At 71.7% G+C, this 15025-nt stretch carries 18 protein-coding genes, 2 pseudogenes and 1 riboswitch; of the genes and pseudogenes, 9 read left to right on the top strand and 11 right to left on the bottom strand.

Annotated elements, in window-relative coordinates:
* Positions 1–34: 34 nt before the first annotated feature.
* Positions 35–394 (bottom strand): DUF6204 family protein, encoded by a 360-nt coding sequence (locus GXP74_RS21980; protein WP_182452964.1) that lies wholly within the window; start codon positions 392–394, stop codon positions 35–37.
* 453 nt (positions 395–847) lie between these two features.
* Here GXP74_RS21980 and GXP74_RS21985 point away from each other — a divergent pair, with 453 nt between their 5' ends.
* Together GXP74_RS21985 and GXP74_RS21990 are read left to right on the top strand one after the other, a co-directional pair.
* The gene (locus tag GXP74_RS21985; RefSeq protein WP_182452965.1) at positions 848–2440 is read left to right on the top strand and encodes a glycosyl hydrolase 53 family protein; all 1593 of its coding nucleotides are present in this window, start codon (positions 848–850) and stop codon (positions 2438–2440) included.
* A 169-nt stretch (positions 2441–2609) separates the two neighbouring features.
* Positions 2610–2738 (top strand): annotated as a pseudogene (locus GXP74_RS21990) (AraC family transcriptional regulator); the annotation flags it as partial.
* A gap of 37 nt (positions 2739–2775) precedes the next feature.
* Here the strand turns inward: GXP74_RS21990 and GXP74_RS21995 are convergent.
* The 6 genes and pseudogenes from GXP74_RS21995 to gcvH all read right to left on the bottom strand — a co-directional run bounded on the left by GXP74_RS21995 (position 2776) and on the right by gcvH (position 7710).
* Complete coding sequence (locus GXP74_RS21995; RefSeq protein ID WP_182452966.1) at positions 2776–3495, bottom strand: SOS response-associated peptidase; 720 nt, start codon at positions 3493–3495, stop codon at positions 2776–2778.
* An 88-nt stretch (positions 3496–3583) separates the two neighbouring features.
* Positions 3584–4546: a GNAT family N-acetyltransferase gene (locus GXP74_RS42265; RefSeq protein ID WP_370468455.1), complete on the bottom strand. Its 963-nt coding sequence runs from the start codon at positions 4544–4546 to the stop codon at positions 3584–3586.
* Positions 4543–5091 (bottom strand): annotated as a pseudogene (locus GXP74_RS22005) (GNAT family N-acetyltransferase); the annotation flags it as partial. The gene GXP74_RS42265 and the pseudogene GXP74_RS22005, both read right to left, overlap by 4 nt.
* Before the next feature lie 32 nt (positions 5092–5123).
* Positions 5124–5813 (bottom strand): hypothetical protein, encoded by a 690-nt coding sequence (locus GXP74_RS22010; protein WP_182452968.1) that lies wholly within the window; start codon positions 5811–5813, stop codon positions 5124–5126.
* 11 nt (positions 5814–5824) lie between these two features.
* Positions 5825–7084 (bottom strand): 2-isopropylmalate synthase, encoded by a 1260-nt coding sequence (locus tag GXP74_RS22015; protein WP_225448099.1) that lies wholly within the window; start codon positions 7082–7084, stop codon positions 5825–5827.
* A gap of 239 nt (positions 7085–7323) precedes the next feature.
* Positions 7324–7710, bottom strand: coding sequence for a glycine cleavage system protein GcvH (gene gcvH, locus GXP74_RS22020; RefSeq protein WP_182452969.1), 387 nt, complete (start codon positions 7708–7710; stop codon positions 7324–7326).
* Positions 7711–7911: 201 nt separating this feature from the next.
* Positions 7912–7996: riboswitch (ZMP/ZTP riboswitch) on the top strand.
* 20 nt (positions 7997–8016) lie between these two features.
* Here gcvH and GXP74_RS22025 point away from each other — a divergent pair.
* Positions 8017–8859 (top strand): bifunctional 5,10-methylenetetrahydrofolate dehydrogenase/5,10-methenyltetrahydrofolate cyclohydrolase, encoded by an 843-nt coding sequence (locus GXP74_RS22025; RefSeq protein ID WP_182452970.1) that lies wholly within the window; start codon positions 8017–8019, stop codon positions 8857–8859.
* 15 nt (positions 8860–8874) lie between these two features.
* On the opposite strand, the gene GXP74_RS22030 is transcribed toward GXP74_RS22025, so the two are convergent.
* Together GXP74_RS22030 and GXP74_RS40785 are read right to left on the bottom strand one after the other, a co-directional pair.
* Complete coding sequence (locus GXP74_RS22030) at positions 8875–9459, bottom strand: serine hydrolase (RefSeq protein WP_225448657.1); 585 nt, start codon at positions 9457–9459, stop codon at positions 8875–8877.
* Positions 9360–9761, bottom strand: coding sequence for a hypothetical protein (locus GXP74_RS40785; protein WP_225448100.1), 402 nt, complete (start codon positions 9759–9761; stop codon positions 9360–9362). The genes GXP74_RS22030 and GXP74_RS40785 overlap by 100 nt, the downstream gene beginning before the upstream one ends.
* 67 nt (positions 9762–9828) lie before the next feature.
* Between GXP74_RS40785 and GXP74_RS22035 the strand changes: the two genes are divergently transcribed.
* On the top strand, positions 9829–10500 hold the full coding sequence (locus GXP74_RS22035; protein WP_182452972.1) for a hypothetical protein: 672 nt from the start codon (positions 9829–9831) through the stop codon (positions 10498–10500).
* 68 nt (positions 10501–10568) lie between these two features.
* On the opposite strand, the gene GXP74_RS22040 is transcribed toward GXP74_RS22035, so the two are convergent.
* Complete coding sequence (locus tag GXP74_RS22040; RefSeq protein ID WP_182452973.1) at positions 10569–11408, bottom strand: SDR family oxidoreductase; 840 nt, start codon at positions 11406–11408, stop codon at positions 10569–10571.
* A gap of 91 nt (positions 11409–11499) precedes the next feature.
* Here GXP74_RS22040 and GXP74_RS22045 point away from each other — a divergent pair, with 91 nt between their 5' ends.
* The 3 genes from GXP74_RS22045 to pip all read left to right on the top strand — a co-directional run bounded on the left by GXP74_RS22045 (position 11500) and on the right by pip (position 13958).
* Positions 11500–11871 (top strand): helix-turn-helix domain-containing protein, encoded by a 372-nt coding sequence (locus GXP74_RS22045; RefSeq protein WP_182452974.1) that lies wholly within the window; start codon positions 11500–11502, stop codon positions 11869–11871.
* 168 nt (positions 11872–12039) lie between these two features.
* Entirely contained in the window at positions 12040–12903 is an 864-nt protein-coding gene (lgt, locus tag GXP74_RS22050) for a prolipoprotein diacylglyceryl transferase (RefSeq protein ID WP_182452975.1), read from the top strand.
* Between the two features lie 95 nt (positions 12904–12998).
* Positions 12999–13958, top strand: coding sequence for a prolyl aminopeptidase (pip, locus tag GXP74_RS22055; protein ID WP_182452976.1), 960 nt, complete (start codon positions 12999–13001; stop codon positions 13956–13958).
* A gap of 17 nt (positions 13959–13975) precedes the next feature.
* Here pip and GXP74_RS22060 read toward each other — a convergent pair whose 3' ends face one another.
* Entirely contained in the window at positions 13976–14137 is a 162-nt protein-coding gene (locus tag GXP74_RS22060) for a hypothetical protein (RefSeq protein WP_182452977.1), read from the bottom strand.
* Between the two features lie 29 nt (positions 14138–14166).
* Between GXP74_RS22060 and GXP74_RS22065 the strand changes: the two genes are divergently transcribed.
* Both GXP74_RS22065 and GXP74_RS22070 read left to right on the top strand, forming a co-directional pair.
* Positions 14167–14421, top strand: coding sequence for a hypothetical protein (locus tag GXP74_RS22065; RefSeq protein WP_182456981.1), 255 nt, complete (start codon positions 14167–14169; stop codon positions 14419–14421).
* Between the two features lie 77 nt (positions 14422–14498).
* Complete coding sequence (locus GXP74_RS22070) at positions 14499–15020, top strand: GNAT family N-acetyltransferase (RefSeq protein WP_182452978.1); 522 nt, start codon at positions 14499–14501, stop codon at positions 15018–15020.
* The last annotated feature ends 5 nt before the right edge of the window (positions 15021–15025 follow it).

Below are 15025 nucleotides of genomic sequence, written 5' to 3' on the forward strand. Positions count from 1 at the left end.
ACCGCGGTGGCGGGCCGTCGCCGAGGCGGCGGGGTCAGGGGGTGCCCTGGGCAGCGGCGCGGCGCTGCCGCTTGCCCAGGGGCGCCTGGGAGAGGTCCTGGGCCTGGGACTTCAGGTTCTTGTACTGGTAACCGCGCTCGGCCAGCCAGGTCCCGGCGGCGGCTTCGGCGCGTTCGGTGGCCTCCGCGATGTCCTCCTCGGCCTCACCGCTGTCCTGGAAGCGGAAGGTGAACGCCGAGCGCGCGGCGATGTCGTAGCTGAGGTGCCCCTGGGCGGTGAAGGCCGCCTGGAGCACGTCGTGCTCGGCCGCACGGGCCAGCAGTTCGGCCCGCTGCTCGCCACTGAGCTGGTCGAAGACGCCACGAACGGTGATCCGGAAGGTACGGGTGCTCATCGGGCCACCGTAATCGGTGGCCCGCGCCCGCTTCCACCGGTTTGCGCCACCGACTGGCGGTCAGCACCCGGCGGCGAGGGAGTCTCTCGGCAAGAACTGGGATCGTTCACAGGACAGATATCGACAGCACTGATCCCACGGGGCGTCCGTGCTCCGCTGCCTGATCGGGGCAAAGGCCGTGAAGGTAGAGACTGGGTGGCAAACCAGCCCGAGCAAGGAAACATTTTCCGACAACTTCCTCCTTCCAAGCCCGGGTGGATATCCGCTACGGTGTGCACGTTCCCAGCCGCCTTCCGGTCCCCAGCCACCAGCCGCAGCGGCCACAGGGCACGAGTTCCGGTCCGCCGTGCAGCGGCCGACCGGTCGGGGCGCCGCCGAGCACCTTCCCTCCCCAGGGGGCGGCGTCCCAGCACCTGACCCCACCCCATCCCATCGTCAGAGAGGACGATGTCGATGCACCACGCCCCTGACCGACCCACCACCCGCGGACGGCGCCTGACCGCGCACGCCACCACCGCCGCGGCGCTGACCGCCGCCGTGCTCGTCGGCTCCCCCAGCGTGGCCGCGCACGCCGCGACCACGGTCACCAACCCGGGCTTCGAGGCGAACGGCACCGGGACCGCCACCCCGACCGGCTGGAGCAGCACCGGCACCGCGGCCGCCTCGTACACCGAGGCGGGCGGGCACAGCGGCGGCTACCAGCTGTCCCACTGGTCGGCGTCCGCCTACACGGTGGACACCTACCAGACCCTGACCGGCCTGACCGACGGCGACTACACGCTCGGGGTGTGGATCCGCTCCGACGACACCGGCGGCGCCAACTCCATCTCGCTGAGCGGCTGCGGCAGCGCCACGACCACCACCTACGTCCCGGTCGTCTCTGACGGGAACTGGCTGCACATCGTCGACTACGTCGATGTGACCGACGGTCAGTGCACCGTCAACCTGTCCTCCAGCAGCGCCGCCGGGGCCTGGACCAACTACGACGACGTCACCTTCACCTCCGGCTCGGCACCGCTCGCGGTCCGTGGCGGCGACGTCTCCAGCCTCTACCGGGGCGAGAGCCTGGGCGGGGTCTACAGCAACGCGTCCGGCACCCAGCAGAACGCGCTGCAGATCCTGTCCGCGGGCGGCATGAACTACGTGCGGCTGCGGGTCTTCGTCAACCCCCAGGACGGGTTCAACGACGAGGCGCAGCTGCTGGCCGGGGCGAAGGAGGCGTACAGCACCTACCACCTGCCGATCTACCTGGACCTGGAGTACTCGGACACCTGGGCCGACCCGGGTGACCAGGTACTCCCGGCGGCCTGGGCCTCGGACAGCTTCGCCGCGTTGGAGACGCAGACCTACGACTACGCCAAGCAGATCGTGGGCGACCTGGACGCCCAGGGCACCCCGCCCGCCATGGCGCAGGTCGGCAACGAGATCAACTCCGGGATGATGCTGCCCGACGGGTCGATCTCCAACTGGCCCCAGCTGGCCGGGCTGCTCAAGGAGGGCATCGCCGGGGTGAAGGAGGCCAACGCCGGTACCAAGGTGGTGCTGCACCTGGCCGGTTCCTCGGACCTGGCGACGCTGGAGAGCTGGTACAGCACCGCCATCGCCGACGGGGTGTCCTTCGACGTCATCGGCATCTCGTACTACGACTACTGGGACGGGCGGCTCGACGTGCTGCAGAGCGACCTGGACGGCCTGGCCGCGCAGTACGGCAAGCCGGTGCTGGTGGCCGAGACGGCCTACCCGTGGACGATGACCGACACCACCGGCGTCAACTCGGTGACCTCGGCGAACACTACGCTGGACCCCGGCTATCCGGCGACCCCGGCCGGTCAGCGGGCCAACTTCCGCGACGTGCTGTCGGTGGTGCAGGCGGTGCCGAACGGCCTGGGCCTGGGCGCCTTCTACTGGGAGCCGACCTGGACGATCGTGACCGGCAACGGCTGGTCGACCACGGACGCGACCACGGCCACCGGCTGGGAGAACCAGGCGATGTTCGACCTGAGCGACAAGGCCCTGCCGGTGGTGGGCGCCTACGCCGCGCGCTGACCTCGGCTCACCCGCCGCGCGATCGCCCGGGGATCGCGCGGCCGAGCCGCCCAGCAAGCCGTCGCTGGAGGGTTGCTGGGCGGCGCGGCGCGGCGCTCGGGCCCGTCACCGGCTAGTGGGTCAGTTCCAGGGACAGGTGCGCGGACAGGGCGCGGACGAAGTCGGGCGCGTCGAGGCCGTCGCGCGGGCCACCGGCATGGGCACCGCGACCACGCTGCGCCGCCATTTCAACCGCACGGTCGGCGTCCCGCCCGACACCTACCGCCGTACCTTCCGCGTCCGCACCCGACCTCACTGACCACCAGTCACAGCGGAACGCGCTGGAGCGGCGGCGCTCAGCCCAGGGGTGCGATGAGTCGCGCGCCGTTGTTGCGGACGCTGTTGACCTCGGTGGAGACCTCCCGCACCTCCAGTTCGCCACCGGCCGGGACCGCGAGCAGCGCGCGCAGCGCGTGCGGGTCCTGGTGGGCGGGGTCGAGCCAGGCCTCGTGGGCATCGGGGGCGACGGTCAGCGGCATCCGGTCGTGCACCCGGCCCGAGGCATCGGCCGCGTCGGTGGTGATCACGGTGCAGGTGGTCAGCCACGCGGCGGGGTCGTCCTCGGGCACGTTCGGGTCCCGCCAGAACTCGTACAGCCCGGCCATCGCCATCAGCTCCCCGCTCGCCGGGGTCAGGTAGTACGGCTGCTTGCGCGGCTTCGCGCCGGGGGCGTCCACCGGCACCCACTCGAAGTAGCCGTCGGCGGGCAGCAGGCAGCGGCGGGCGGTGAACGCCTTGCGGAACGCGGGCTTGCTGTCCACCGTCTCCACCCGCGCGTTGATCATCCGCGCTCCCCCGCCCGGATCCTTCGACCAGGACGGGACCAGCCCCCACCGCAGCACCCGTACCTGCCGGGCCGGACCGGAGCCGTCCTTCGCCAACCGTTCCAGGACCGCGTAGACCGGATCGGTCGGCGCCACGTTCCACGACGGCGGAACCGGCTCGCCCTGCCAGTCGGCGCCGAACAGCGACGCCAGGTCCTCGGGCCTGCGCGAGGAGACGAAACGACCGCACATGCGCCCAGCCTCCCTCCGCCCCGCCACCCGCGCAACGCGGACGGGCCCCGCCGCCCCGGCTGGGCGGACCCGCTCCGCAGCCGGGCGTTCAGCGGCCCTCGCCGCGCTCCGCCCGCTCGCGCGCCCGGCGGTCGGACCGCAGCCGCGCGTGCGCGTGCACGTCGTGCCGTCCGTCCTGGTGGAGCCACACGCTGCGGCGCACCCCCTCCGCCTGGAAGCCGGTCTTCTCGGCCACCCGGCAGGACGCCGCGTTGGCCAGCGCGTGCTGTAGGCCGAGCCGCTGGAACCCGGCCGTCTCGAAGGCCCAGGACGCCATGGCCTCGACCGCCCTGGGGGCGACGCCCCTGCCCCGCGCCGCCGGAACGGTCCAGTAGGCGACCTCGGCGTTGCCGTCGGCGAACGCCAGCACCCTCAGCGCGGCGCGACCCAGCAGCACGCCGCTGTCCGCGTCGACCACGGCCCAGTGCGCGTCCGTCTCGGCCGCCCACGCGCCCTGCCAGCCCTCGATCCACTCCCGCGCCTCCGCCGGACGGTCCGCGCGCCGCACATGCCAGCGCTGGATCTCCGCGTCCTGGTAGGCCGCCATCACCGCCGGGGCGTCGTCCAACTCCCAGGGCCGCAGCAGCATGCCGCCCTCAGCCGCCAGCACGGGCTGCGGCCGCGCCGCGAGCGAACCAACCGGGACCGTGGGCACAACCAGCACAGGCATGCCCGCATTATCCATGATCCCTCCCGCCGCGCCCCACACCCTCCCGCCCCGCACCCTCCCGCCGCGCCCCACACCCTCCCGCCCCGCACCCTCCCGCCCCGCACCCTCCCGCCCCGCACCCTCCCGCCCCGCACCCTCCCGCCCCGCACCCGCGCCGGACCTCGGGCGCCGGTCGCGGTCGAAGGCGTAGGCGGCGCACATCAGGAACACCTGGGCCCCGACCCGGTCGAGACGCCGCTGCCGCCACGCGGTGGCGACCAGCCCGCGGTGCGCGGCGACATGCTCGGCCAGGACGTCGTGGCCGAGGTCGTGGGCGGCGAACGCCGCGTCGTCCGGTGTCATGCCAGGGCCTTGCGCATCAGCGTGCACATCGTCTCGTACCGCTGCGGTGAGCCGTCCTCGGCCTCGACCTCCCAGGAGTCGGGCTCGCGGCCGAAGGCCCGGTAGCCAAGGCGTTCGTACAGGGCGCGGGCGCGCGGGTTGCTCTCCTCGACGCCGAGTTCGGCGCGGGTCAGGCCCCGGGCGACGATCCGGCACTCGGCGGAGCGGACCAGCAGCGTGCCGATCCCGCAGGACCGCAGGGCCGGGTGGACGCCGAGTTGCCACAGCGTTCCGGCGCCGGGCGTGACCGTGTAGTCGACACCGCCGACCGCCACCGGGAGCCCGACCGGCGTGCACACCGCCAGGTAGTCGATCTCGCCCGCCTCGGCGCGGCGGATCTGGTGGACGAGCTCGCGCACGTGCTTGGGAGAGCCGGCCCAGCCGCAGGACGGCAGGTCCGCAGGGGTGAGGCCGCGCACCGACAGGTGCAGCCTGATCTCGGACATCACCGCGTCCTTTCGACTCCGACAGCGACCGTCCCCCATTTCAGCAAGCCGCTGCCCTTGCCGTCCAAGGGATTGGGGGACCGGCCCTCACCTCAGCCGCACGCGCCCGGGGCCGGGTGAGCCCGGTCCCCTGCCGCACCCAGGTGCTCCAGGTAGCGGGCGGAGTTCGTCCCGTGGGCGCGGTCCTGGGCTCCGTGGCGGATGTGGGCCAGGGCCCCGTCGGGTGCGATGCGCAGCATGGTGGTGGCGGCGTGGGGGGTGCCGGGGTCGCGCAGGTGGTCCGCGTCGGTGACCGGGATGCCGGGGCCGAACATCGCCGCGGCCTGGGCGGCGGTGGCCGCCGGGGCCTGCCCGGTGCGGTTGGCGCTGCTGACGTACAGGCGGGGGAAGCGTGCCAGCAGTGGGGCCAGGGGCTGCCAGCGGGCGCCGAAGAGGAGCAGGTGGCCGTCGCGCAGGGCGGGCAGGGACCAGGCCGGGGCCGAGGCGTTGGCGCGTACCGGCACCAGTAGCGTGACCAGTTCGACGCGCAGCAGGTCCAGTGCCGTGCCGAGGGCGGTCGAGGTCAGGTCCAGTGCGGGGACCAGGTCGGTCCAGGTGGCGTCGTGGTGGAGCCACAGGGCGACTTCCTGGCCGGCGGGCCGGGCCTTGGCGTTGTTGACGGCGCGCGGATCGGTGGCGGCGACGACGTAGGTCAGGGGGCTGGGGTTGGGCAGGATCGCGGCCCCCGCGGCGGCCAGGGCGTCGGCGGCGGGTCCGGTGTCGAGCAGGGCGGTGGCCGGCATGGGGTGTCCGTTCAGGAGGCAGGTGCGGGCGCGGGCGCGGTGGTACGGGTGGTGAGCCCGTCGAGGTAGGCGGCGAAGTCGGCGTCGGCGACGACGGCCTGGCCGAGCCGGTAGGCGCGGTCCTTGACCCACACCAGGGCGGTACGGGTCTGGTCCGGGTCCAGGTGGTGTCCGAGGCGTTCGGCGACCGCGCGCAGCACGCGCCGACTGGCGAGGTGGGTCAGCACCACGGTCGGGGCCAGGCCCAGGTGGTGCTGGGGGTCGTAGGGCTGGAAGGTCTGCGGGTGGGTGAACGGAGTGCCGGTGGAGATCGTGGCGACCCCGCTGCCCACGATGGGGGTGGTGACGGTGAGCGGGATGCCGGTCTCGGCGGACACCATCCGCGCGATCCGAGGCAGTCGGGTGAGGTCCGGTGCCGTCCACCACGGCTCGCAGTCGGCCCCAAGGACCCGCGCGGCCTTGGCCGGGTCGTGGGCGAGCAGGAAGAGCAACTGCTCGGTGGCCGCCATGCCGCTGCGCTCGGCCATGCCCAACCAGGAGCAGGCCGCCACCCGCACTCCGCTCTCCAACGCGGCCAGGGTGTTGGCCAGGCCCAGGCCGAGGTCGTTGTGCAGGTGCGAGACCAGCACCGCCTCCGGCCCCGCCCCGGCCGCGACCTGCTGGAACAGCGCCCGGGTCTGGCCGGGCAGCAGGTCCCCGACCGTGTCGGCCAACACGATCGTCCCCGCGCCCTGGGCCGTCATCGCCCCCGCGTACTCGGCCACCAGGGCGTGGTCCGCGCGGGGAGCGTCCACCAGGCACACATCCACCGCGACGCCGTCCGCCAGGTCGACGGCCTCCTTGACCACATCCAGGCCAGCGGCCAGGGCCTCCCGGGCGTCGCCGTGCACCAGGGCCCGGGCAGTCGCCTCCGACGCCGCCACGATCACCATCACCCGCGCGTGCGCCGCGCCCCGGACCGCGCGCAGCGCCAATCGGACGTCCGGCACCGTGCCCCGGCAGATCGCCGCCGGACTCACCGAACCCTGCGCCTCCAGGGCGACCTGACGTGTCGCCTCGAACTCCTGTGCGCACACCGAGGGGAAGCCCGCCGCGAACACCACGTGCCGCGGCCCGTCCGCCCCGAAGACCGCCCCCTGCTCTTGGGCCAGTCGCACCCGGAAACCGGCACCCATCAGCGTCTTGGCCTGCGCCCCGTCGCGCGCGGACTCCTCGAAGAACACGATCCGACCGGCCTGGGCCGACTCCCGCACCACATCTGTCGCCGCCACGACCCAACCCCCGACTCAGCACGATGGTCATGCACCTGACCGGCATGACCCGCTCGCAGGATCGTAGACGACACAGACAACGACGACGTCAACGGGCTTACAGGACAGCCCGATGGGAGCCGCTCCAGGAATTCGGTGAAGCGCGTCCACTCGGCCTCGGCCGTGAGGGCGGGCGCGGCCCCGCGCCTGGTCCCCGTCCGGCGGAGGGGCGGCATCGGGCGGGGCGCGCGCCCCGGGGGTTACTGCTCCTGGGCGAGGTAGGCCTCGTACTGCGCGGCGCTCAGCAGCGTGTCCAGCTGCTCGGGGTCGGACATCTGGAACTCGACCAGCCAGGTGAGGTTGGCGTCGTTGTTGATCTCCTCCGGGGCGTCGTTCAGCTCCTCGTTGACCGCGACCACCGAGCCGCCGACCGGAGCGTAGACCTCGGTGACCGCCTTGACCGACTCCACCGTGCCGAACGGGTCCCCGGCCTCGAACTTGTCGCCCACTGTCGGCAGTTCCACGAACACGATGTCACCGAGCTGCTTCTGCGCGAAGTCGGTGAGCCCGACCCGCGCGCGGCCTCCCCCGGTCGGCAGGATCCACTCGTGCTCCCGCGTGTACCGGTGGTCGGTGGGGTACGCCATGTCTTCCTCCGTCGTCATCACTGGGGGTGCAACGTGCAAAAGGTACCCGGATCAAGGCCGTCCAATCGCCCCAAATACCGCCAGATCGCCAGAGCGCCAGAGCGGCCGCGCGGTTCGCGTGCTGGTCTGATGTGCTGTCAATCCGATGGTGTGTCCGGTCCCCAAGGTCGGGCGCGTTGCGGCCGGGGCCGGTTATGATGGGTGGGCGGTCGTGACTGGCGCTTGGGTGGGGTACCACCGGGGAGCGATCCGCCTTCGGTTGCGGCCGTGCGCCTGGGCATCCTTCCCCACTGATGGGACCTGCCCATGACCGCGCGACTGATGACCGGTACCGACCTGGCGAACGAGATTGTCGAGCGCACTGCCCAGCGGGCGCGAGGCCTGCTGCGCGACCGCGGGGTACGGCCGTGCCTGGCCACGGTCCTGGTCGGCGAGGACCCGGCCTCGGTCACCTACGTGGCGATGAAGCGCAACCGCTGCGCCAAGGCCGGTATCGACTCGCGGCACGTGCCGCTGCCGGCCACGACCACCACAGCGGAGCTGGTGCGGGCGCTGCGGGCGCTGTCGGCCGATCCGTCGGTGCACGGCATCCTGCTACAGCACCCGGTGCCCGCGCAGATCGACGAGCGGGCCGCGTTCGAGGCGATCGATCCGGCCAAGGACGTCGACGGGGTGACCATGTCGTCGTTCGCCGCGATGGCGTTCGGCCTCCCGGGCTTCGCCTCCTGCACTCCCGGCGGCATCATGCGACTGCTCGACGCCTACCAGGTCGACCCCGCCGGACAGCGAGCGGTGGTGGTCGGCCGCAGCCCGATCCTCGGCAAGCCGATGGGCATGCTGCTCCTGGCCCGCGACGCGACCGTCACCTACTGCCACTCCAGGACCGTCGCCCTGCCGGAGCTGCTCGCCACGGCCGACATCGTGGTCGCCGCGGTCGGCAGGCCCCGCTTCATCAAGGGTCATGATCTCAAACCCGGCGCGGTGGTCATCGACGCCGGATACAACCCGGGCAACGTGGGCGACGTCGACTCCGGGACCGCACGGGAGCGCGCGGGCCTGCTCACCCCGGTCCCGGGCGGAGTCGGGCCGATGACCATCGCGGTGCTGCTGGAGCAGACCGTCGACGCGGCAGCGCGCTCCACGGAGTGACGAGACGTCAATAAGTCACGCTAGAGCTGTTGTTGGCGTGTCAGGGAGGTGGATGGCACCGGTGCCCCGGGTGCGGCGCCCGGGGGCCCGGCCTGTGGCCAGGCGGATCTCGGCCACGATCTGCTCGATGAGGGTCCGGGTGCGGCCCCGGAAGTAGAAGTGGCCGCCGCTGTGGACGCGCACGCCCCGGAAGTGCTCGGTGTGCCGGGACCACGCGGTGACCGTGGCAGGCCCGGCGAGCGGGTCGCGGTCTCCGCAGAAGGCCGTCAGCGGGGCCCGGCCCAGTGCTGGTGCTAGAGCGGTCACCGCCTTGGCCACGGAGCCGACCCCGAACACCGACCGCGGGTCCAGCCGCCCGGCCGATCCGAGATCCGACACCCCCAGGTACTCCTGGTGTACCGGACGACCGCCCACAGCCAACCCGGCAACCAGTCCGACGATGCGGTTGGCCTCGACGAACCGGACCAGACGTGCGTGGATACGCCCGGCCGTGGCCGCCGTCAGATCGGACTCCGTCCGGTCGTGTTCGCGCAGACCCGCCGCGATCGTGGTCCACCCGATCGCGTCCGGCGCTGCCTTCCGCGGCCGGAAACTGCGGATCGGGTGCGGCGGATCGGGTGCAGCGGATCGGGTTCGACCGTGACGTCCAGCTCCCACAGGTCCGGGCCGGTGCGGACGGTTGCCCGGGCCGACCACGGACCCTGCGCCACGACGCCCTCGATCTGAGCGTCATGCAGCCGGAACGCCGCGAAGCGCGTGTTGCCGGTGAAGAACGCCGCACCCATGTCGCCGCGAGACGCCAGCCGGTGCGAAAACCCGGTGGCGAGGTCCTCGGGCGCGGCGCGGCCGCTCAAGGCGCTCACCATCCGCTCAACCGCCGCCTGGGTCACCTCGATCGACATGGCGGTACGGTAACAGCCTCGCGGTCGACGGACTGTCGCCACGAGAATGTCCCGCAGGAGGTGGCCAGTGGGTGCATCAACGCTCTACCAGGTGGGGAACGCGCTGCCGAACGCGAGCAGCGCGCTTGCGTGTGCGCGCCAGTTGCTGACCCGGTTCGGGACCGGGGCCGCACGAGCGGAGTTCGCCTTCAATGACATAGCGACCTCGGAGCAGTTCCATTACGCGCGCAGGTACTTCAGCCATGGAACGTTCATGGGTGACGAGCGCTACCTCAACGCGCCCGGCTACCGCGAGTTCTGGCAGACCTTGGCGCGCTGGGGCTTCGAGGAGAAGTACGAGGGCCTCTGGGTGGAGACGGATCTTCAGCCCCAGCTTGCGGCGTTGTGGCCACTGCCCGAGGGTGTTCAGTTCCAGTTGCTGAGTGGCAGCACGCCAAGAACCTTCCCCCTCAGGAGCGGAGACGACCTGACCGCGCCGGAGATGGACATCGCCGTTGCCGCAGTCGGCCCGCTGACCGTCGACATCAACTGGTACTCGTCCCTGCTCGGCCTTCCGGCACCCAAGCTCTGCGGCGTCCAGTTGTGCCTCAACGGCGTCTGGACCGTGCAGTGCAGCGAGCCCGCACCAGGTGCGCACGCCGTCTATCTGTCCATCGGCACCCAGAACTCCGAGGAGATCGCCGAGCGGTGGCTCCACGAGACCGGGCTCGACGTCGGGGAAGGCCTGGCGGGTTGGTAGGAGGAATCCGCGGCGGCTCGACCTGAATCCCGGACGAGACCCCCGCAACGGCAGCTGCCACGTACCGGTCAGCGGAACGCGGCGATATTGCGCGCGGCCCAGTCGGCGAACGGACGCGGGGCGCGGCCGAGGATCCGCTGGACGTCCGGACTGACCCGCAGTTCGGCCTCGTTCGGGGAGCCGAGGATGGTCAGGGTGTCCTCGGCGAGCTCCACCGGCATGCTCTGGGCCATGGCGGCCTTGGCCTCGTCGCGAGTGAGCTCGTGGAACAGGACCGGCGAGCCCAGCGCGGCGGCGATGGCCGCCGCCTGCTGGCGCGGCGTGATCACCTCCGGGCCGGTCAGTTCGTACACCCCGTCGGCGTGCCGGTCATCCAGCAGGCAGGCCGCCGCGACCTCGGCGATGTCCGCCGGGTCGATGATCGGCACCCCGACGTCACCGAAGGGCGCGGCCACGACCCGTCGCTCACGGATGGACTCGGCCCACCACAGGGCGTTGGAGGCGAAGCCGCCCGGCCGCAGGACGGCCCATTCCAGGCCGGACTCCCGCAGCAGGTCCTCCAGCGCCCGCATGGCGATCCGCGTTGCGCCGAAGGGCCTGGTCGCGACGCCCTGGGTGGAGAGCAGGACGACTCGGCGGACCCCGCTGCTCTCGGCCGCGGCGATGAGGCTCGCCGGGGTGGCCCCGGCGGCGTGCATGTCGCCGGACAGCAGCAGGAACAGCGCCTTCGCCCCGGCCAGGGCGGGCTCAAGACTGGCGGGCGCGGCCAGGTCGGCCACCACGTGGCGGACGCCGTCCGGCACCGCTGCCGCGTGCCGCGACACCGCCGTCACCTGCTGGCCCGCCTCGGCCAGCGCCTGCGTCAATGGCCGACCAATATTTCCGGTGGCACCGGTTACCACGATCATCTACAGCTCCCTGTCGGATGTCTTCTGTGGTCGTCACGCTAGTAGTCCGACTAACTCTTGGTAAGGACATACCTTGAGGTAAGCTCATGACATGGTGGGAGGCGTGCAGCGCAGACAGGTCAAGACGGGCAAGCGGTATGACGTGTTTCACACGGACTGCCTTGCGCGCGATGTGGTCGACCACGTGACCAGCAGGTGGGGAGTCTGGGTACTGATCTCCTTGCGGAGCAACGACCTGCGGTTCTACGAGCTGCGCGAGAGCATCCAGGGCATCAGCGAGAAGATGCTCGCCCAGACCCTGCGCGCGCTGGTCCAGGACGGCCTGGTCTGGCGGGAGGTAGAGCCGACGACGCCGCCCCAGGTGACCTACGGGCTGACCGGGTTCGGCCGGGACGTCGGTGAGCCGCTGGCGGAGCTGTTCGATCGGATTACACGGCAGCTGTCGCAGAGCAGCGCGGGGTAGCGCGCCGGTACCGGCGGCCACGGTCGCTTCCCACGGCGAGGCACCCGGCTCGTGGGTGACGCGGACGGCTCCCTCGGTCACCGTGGGTGGTGGTCGGGGTCTGTGTGGTGGGTGGGGGTACCGCGTAGGCTCGTGGTCATGCTGCTTGCTTCCATACCGTCGCCATCGGTGAACGGCTTCCACGTGGGGCCGTTGTTCGTGCACTTCTACGCGCTGATGTACATCGTCGGGATCAGCCTCGCCGTGCTGGTCGGCCGACGCCGCTGGAGTGCCGCCGGAGGCGACCCGGCGATGGTCGAGGAGATCGCCCTGTGGGGAGTGCCCTTCGGCATCCTCGGCGGACGCCTGTACTTCGACCTCACCACCCCCTCCCAGATCCCCCCGCACTGGTGGGGACCACTGGCGGTATGGGACGGCGGCCTGGGCATCTGGGGCGGCGTCGCCCTGGCCACCGCCGTCTGCGTCTGGCGGCTACGCAAAGCGGGCACCAGCGTCACCGGCATGATGGACGCCCTCGCCCCCAGCCTGCTCATCGCCTCCGGCATCGGCCGGATCGGCAACTACTTCAACCAGGAACTCTTCGGCGGCCCCACCCACCTGCCCTGGGCACTGCAGATCGCCCCACAGTTCCGCCCCCCGGGCTACCTCCAGGACACCACCTTCCACCCCACCTTCCTCTACGAACTCATCTGGGACCTCCTGCTCGCCGCCGTCCTGGTCTGGCTCGGACACCACCGCAAACTCGCCCCCGGCAGCCTCTTCGCCCTCTACATCGCCGGATACTCCACCTTCCGCATGTTCGAGGAATCACTACGCGTCGACTACTCCCAACACTTCCTCGGACTACGCCTCAACTTCTACGTCGCCGCCGCACTGACCCTCGGCGCCCTGATCTGGCTCACCCTCCTGCAACGCCACCAACACACCACCCCCACCACCACCGAACCACAACCCCAGCCCGATGAGGCAGCCGCCGACGAGGCGGGGCTCGCCCGGAGCAGCGCCCCGGCAGCCGGGCACCCCCAGAACTGATCCCCGAGCACCACCGAACCCGGCCCACCCCCGACGGTAGGCCGGGTTTCGCGTTCACCGGTCAGGGGCGGCCGTTGCCCGTAGGATCGGCGGTCATGGTTGACCTCTACCCCGCGACCAGTCCCTACGACAGTGGTTTCCTCGACACCGGCGACGGCAACCGCGTCTACTACGAACAGCTCGGCAACCCCGAGGGCAAGCCCGCGCTCAACGTCCACGGCGGGCCCGGCGCAGGCGCCCCGCAGCGGCCCACCCGCGCCTGGGACCCGGACCGCTACCGGGTGATCCGCTTCGACCAGCGCAACTGCGGCCGCAGCACCCCGCACGCCAGCGACCCGGCTGCCGACATGAGCCTGAACACCACCCAGCACCTGATCGACGACATGGAGCACCTGCGCGAACACCTGGGTATCGAGCGCTGGCTGCTCAACGGCTCCTCCTGGGGCGCGACCCTGGTCCTGGCGTACGCACAGCAGCACCCGCAGCGGGTCACCGAGATGGTCATCCCGGCCGTCACCACCAGTCGCCGTGAGGAACTCGACTGGCTCTACCGGGGCGCCGGGAAGTTCTACCCCGAGGCCTGGGACCGCTTCCGCGACGGCGTCCCGACCAGCGAGCGCGACGGAGACCTGCTCGCGGCCTACGCGAGGCTGATGGAGCACCCCGACCGCACCGTCCGTGAACGGGCCGCCGCGACCTGGCTCGCCTGGGAGGACGCGGTCATCTCGAACGAGCCCAATGGCACGCCCGGCATGTACAGCGACCGCGACACCGACGCACAGATCGCGTTCGTCCGCATCTGCGCCCACTACTTCAGCAACGGCGCCTGGCTGCAACCCGGCCAACTGCTGCGCGACGCGCACAGACTGGCCGGGATCCCGGCTGTCCTGGTCCACGGCCGCCACGACATGGGCTCCCCCGTCCAGACCGCCTGGGAACTGGCCAAGGCCTGGCCGGACGCCCGCCTCCACATCATCGAGGACTCCGGCCACGGCGGAGGCGAAGCCATGCACCAGACCATCCGCACCGCGATCGAGAACTTCAAGCACCACTGACCCCGGGGGGAAGCAGATCAGCGGCCTTCCCCGAGGAACCCGGTCAGCGCCTCTTCGAACTCCGGGGACCCCTCGGCGGTGAAGTGGTCGCCGGGCACCTCGACATGAAACCCGTGCGGCAGGGCCTCCGCAAGAGCGCGCGCGGTCCGGTTGTGCCAGTCATCCGCTGTGCCAGTCATCCGCCCCGGTCAGGACAAGGGTCGGCACGGTGACCGCCGCCAACTCCTCAGGCGTCGTGTTCACCCACGAGTCGAGTGCCAGCAGCAGCGCCTTCGGGTCACCGCCCGCGATGGAGCCGTCCGGCGGCTGGCAGGGGCACAACGCCGACCGGGTGGTCGAGGGTCCCGCGTGGGGAGGCTGCCTGGAGGTCCTCGCCCAACTGCTGATGGCCGACCGGGAGATCCGTTACGGTGGGCTGGTCAGGGTTGACGGTCCGGCCCGGCGCATCACCGTCACCTACTGACCTCGGGCGGCTCGTCATGCGTGCGACATGACCGGACCGCGGTACGAGGATCACGTCGAGCAGTGCCAGGAGAACTGATGGAACACGAGAGCGTCCTTGTCCGCCGCCGCCTGGACGACGACCTGCCGCAGGCTGCCGCGGGGCTGGTCAGAGTGCACGCCAGGGACGGCTACCCGGTGGAGGGAGTCGATCGGCCCGAGGCGTGGCTCACGCCGAAGGGAACGCTCGACGCCTGGGTCGCGGTGAGGTCGCGGGCGGTGGTCGGGCATGTGCTGGTCAGCCGCCCGGCCGACGAGCCGGCGGTCGCGCTGTGGACCGGGCGCAGCGGCGAGGGCGTGGACAGCGTTGCCGTGCTGGCGCGCCTGTTCGTCGTCCCGGAGGCGCGCAACATGGCGGTCGGGGAGAGCCTCATCGGCGCGGCCGTCGCCCACTTCCGTGGCCGGGGCATCCGCCTCGTCCTCGACGTCCTGAGGAAGGACACGGCGGCGATACGCCTGTACACCCGGCTCGGCTGGGAGAACATCGGGTCAGCGGTGCACCCCTACGGAGTCGGCAAGCAGGCTGAGGCCTTCGGCTTCGTAGCCCCCGCCGCCGGGTGATCGGT

Origin of the sequence: Streptacidiphilus sp. P02-A3a, from assembly GCF_014084105.1 — a bacterium.
GTDB lineage: Bacteria > Actinomycetota > Actinomycetes > Streptomycetales > Streptomycetaceae > Streptacidiphilus.